The following is a 3,036-nucleotide window of genomic DNA, read 5'->3' as shown; positions in this document are numbered from 1 at the left end:
GGGGTCGGGGCGGGCGAGGATGAAACGGCGTACTGCGGATCCGGCGGACGGGGCGTCCGCGTCGGCACACCCGGATGTCCCCCCGGCACGCCGGGGGGACCCACACCCTGCACCGCGCTCCTTCGAACGGCGGCTCGGGCGCCGCGACCTCTCGGCGGTCGCCCGGACACGGGCGGAGCTGCGCTCCCTGCTGGCGCACTGGGGAGCCCCGGGCCGGGCGGAGACCGCGGAGCTCCTGACGAGCGAGCTGGTCACCAACGCCCTGGTGCACACCGACGGGAGCGCGGTGGTCCGGGCCGCGCTCACCGGCTCCGGGGAGCTGCTGCGGGTGGAGGTCCGCGACTTCGCCGCGCGGCACCCGTCCCTGCGCGTGAACGACGACATACAGCAGGCCGCGACCTCCGGGCGCGGCCTGCTGCTGGTGCACTCCCTCGCCGACGGCTGGGGTGTGCGTCCCCACGGAGTGGGAAAAACGGTCTGGTTCGAATTGCGTGCCCAGGAGCCCTGAAAGGCTCAGGAGTGCCCTGAAAGAGTGCCCTGAAAACCGGAAGCCCCGAACCGCCGTGGGGCGATTCAGGGCTTCCGGCCTTCAGCCGAACTGCCGCTCGATCTGGGCGAGCTTGGCCTCCAGGGAATCGAGCCGTGGAATGGCCTGGGTGTCGTCCTCCGCGGTGAGATCGATCGAATGCTCAGAACCGCTCACCGCCTGGAGTGGACGGGCACGTACGGGAAGCTGTTCCTCGGTCCCTATGGAAGGTTCCGCGCCGAGCTGCGGCGGCTGCGCGGCCGCGGGAACGGCGTGTCCGGTCACCTCCACCTGACGGGCGCCGCGGGTGCGGCCCCAGACACGGTGCTGCCGGTTGTACGCCTTGAGGCGGGCCCGCTCCAGCTTGCCCGCCTCGCGGCGCCTGGCACGGTCCCGGTCCCGCTGCCGCCGGTCCTCGCGGACCTCCTCGACGGCCTCGTCCAGCGTCCGCACGCCCTCCAGGAGCATCAGCGACCAGGCGCCGAAGGTCTCGCGGGGGGCACGCAGCCACCGGACTATGCGGATCTGCGGCAACGGGCGGGGTACGAGTCCCTGCTCGCGGAGTGCTGCCCTGCGGGTCTGCTTGAGCGCGCGGTCGAAGAGCACCGCGGCCGACAGGGACATCCCCGCGAAGAACTGCGGAGCGCCCGCGTGGTCCATCCCGCGCGGCGCGTGCACCCAGTTGAACCAGGCCGCCGCGCCCGCGAAGGTCCACACCAGCAGCCGGGAGCCGAGAGCCGCGTCGCCGTGGCTCGCCTCGCGCACGGCGAGCACCGAGCAGAACATGGCGGCACCGTCGAGCCCGAAGGGCACCAGGTACTCCCAGCCGCCCGACAGGCCCAGGTTCTGCACGCCGAAGCCGACGAGTCCGTGGAAGGACAGGGCGGCGGCCACGGCGGCGCAGCAGAAGAGGAGCACGTACGACGCGCTGCCGTAGATGGCTTCTTTGCGGCGTCTGCGTTCCTCGGAGCGCTCCCAGGAGTCCGTGGGCGCCCCCGTGTCGTCCACACCCCCGTGCTTGCCACGAGCGAGCAACGTCACCGCCACCACGGCACCGGCGAGCGCCACGACACTGGGGACCATCCAATTCAGCGGTATGTCGGTCACTCTCATCTGCGTCCCTTGCGTAGCTGTACAGCCTTTCGCGCGCCATCCTGACGGAACCGGCCCGTTCGCCAAAGGGTTTCCGGGTAACTGTCTGCCAACAGACCCCAAGGGCATACAGATAGGTGTGGGGAAATTCGAACCCGGATCACTCGAAAGGGAATTGAGTTCGAATTACCTCACTCGATCGAGTGGTGTGACGTTCATCAGCCTGTGGTCATTCGTGCTACTCGTACTGCATCACCGGTACGGGGGCAGGTGAGGCAGGTGTCGTCGGGGCGCAGCGTGTAGAAGAGGCAGCAGCTCGCCCGGTCGCGGGTGCGCAGGGACTCGCCCGCCGGGCCGGTGAGCGCGCGGAAGGCCGCGCCGCCCGCGTACGGGGGAGTGGTGCCCGGGAGCAGCAGCTCCAACTCGCCGGTCACCCGCGGCTCCTCGCCCAGCAGCCGTCCCAGCCGCCAGATGCCCTCGGCGAGTTCGTCCGTCGCCATGCCCCACAGCGCCCGCGAGCCGCGCCGCATCCGCGGCCGGAAGGCGTCGAGCACCGGTCCGAGGTGCTCGGCCGCCGCCTCGCGCACGCGCCCCCGCAGCGCCTCCTCGTCCGCGACGGTCACGGCCCGCGCGTCGGCCGCGGCCGGGTCGCCGGGCAGGCAGGCGAACTCCGCGACCCGGACGGTCAGCCGCCCGAGCCCGCGGTGGTACGAGACGGCGTCGACCGGCAGCCGCGGCACCCGGCGGCACAGGAACCAGGGGATCGTGAACAGCAGGCAGACCGGCCAGGCGTACCGGTGCAGCCCGAAGCTCGCGACGACGTCCGGGCGGGCCCGTTCGCCGTAGTCGCGCAGGATCTGCTCGTCGTCCCAGGAGAGGAAGGCGTCGAGCTCCGCGCCGCCCGCCGCGAGCCCGGCGGCGGTCACCCAGCCGTCGCCGTCCCGGGGTGCCCCCACGGAGACGGACAGCCGGGGGAAGACCTCGGTGAGCCTGGCGTACGCACCGCTGACGGGGCACTCTCCGGGGGCCGGTGGAGGGGGCACGTGCGAGAGCCGGGCAGCCGAGGCGGAAGGCATGCGTGGACCACCGTATCGCGATCGTTTACAGGCAAGCCTTACCTTACCCGGACGGATCGGGGTTTGAACTGAGGAAACGGCCGCCTATGGTTCGGGTGGACACAGGAGGACCCCAATGGAGCAGGGCAGACCGCACGGCGCCGCAGCGCGGGCCGTCCCCGGCGTACCCGGACAGGCCACCGCGTCCGCCTCGCACGGTACGCCGGACGCAGGCCACGTCCGCGGTGAACACGTCCACAGCCAGGAAATCTACGGCGAAGAGGCGTACGGGATGCCGACGGGCCCGCGGCCCGGGGCCGCAGCGGACGGCCCGGTCGGCGCCCTCTCCGGCCCCTCCGCCCC

The 3,036-nt window shown here is 72.1% G+C and carries 4 protein-coding genes; 2 read left to right on the top strand and 2 right to left on the bottom strand.

The annotated features are described in order from the left end of the window. Positions 1–19: 19 nt before the first annotated feature. Positions 20–508 carry an ATP-binding protein gene (locus K6I34_RS34470; RefSeq protein ID WP_229331979.1) on the top strand — a complete coding sequence of 163 codons (489 nt, stop codon included), beginning with the start codon at positions 20–22 and terminating at the stop codon, positions 506–508. A gap of 81 nt (positions 509–589) precedes the next feature. Here the strand turns inward: K6I34_RS34470 and K6I34_RS34465 are convergent, their stop codons facing one another. Next, positions 590–1,639 (bottom strand): DUF2637 domain-containing protein, encoded by a 1,050-nt coding sequence (locus tag K6I34_RS34465; RefSeq protein WP_229331978.1) that lies wholly within the window; start codon positions 1,637–1,639, stop codon positions 590–592. Between the two features lie 197 nt (positions 1,640–1,836). Continuing rightward, positions 1,837–2,694: a (2Fe-2S)-binding protein gene (locus tag K6I34_RS34460; RefSeq protein WP_229331977.1), complete on the bottom strand. Its 858-nt coding sequence runs from the start codon at positions 2,692–2,694 to the stop codon at positions 1,837–1,839. A 115-nt stretch (positions 2,695–2,809) separates the two neighbouring features. Between K6I34_RS34460 and K6I34_RS34455 the strand changes: the two genes are divergently transcribed. Beyond that, on the top strand, positions 2,810–3,036 hold a 227-nt coding region (locus K6I34_RS34455), incomplete at its 3' end, for a hypothetical protein (RefSeq protein ID WP_229331976.1).

Source organism: Streptomyces sp. UNOC14_S4 (genome assembly GCF_020740835.1).
Taxonomy (GTDB): Bacteria; Actinomycetota; Actinomycetes; order Streptomycetales; family Streptomycetaceae; genus Streptomyces.
This window is presented reverse-complemented; position numbering and strand designations above follow the sequence as displayed.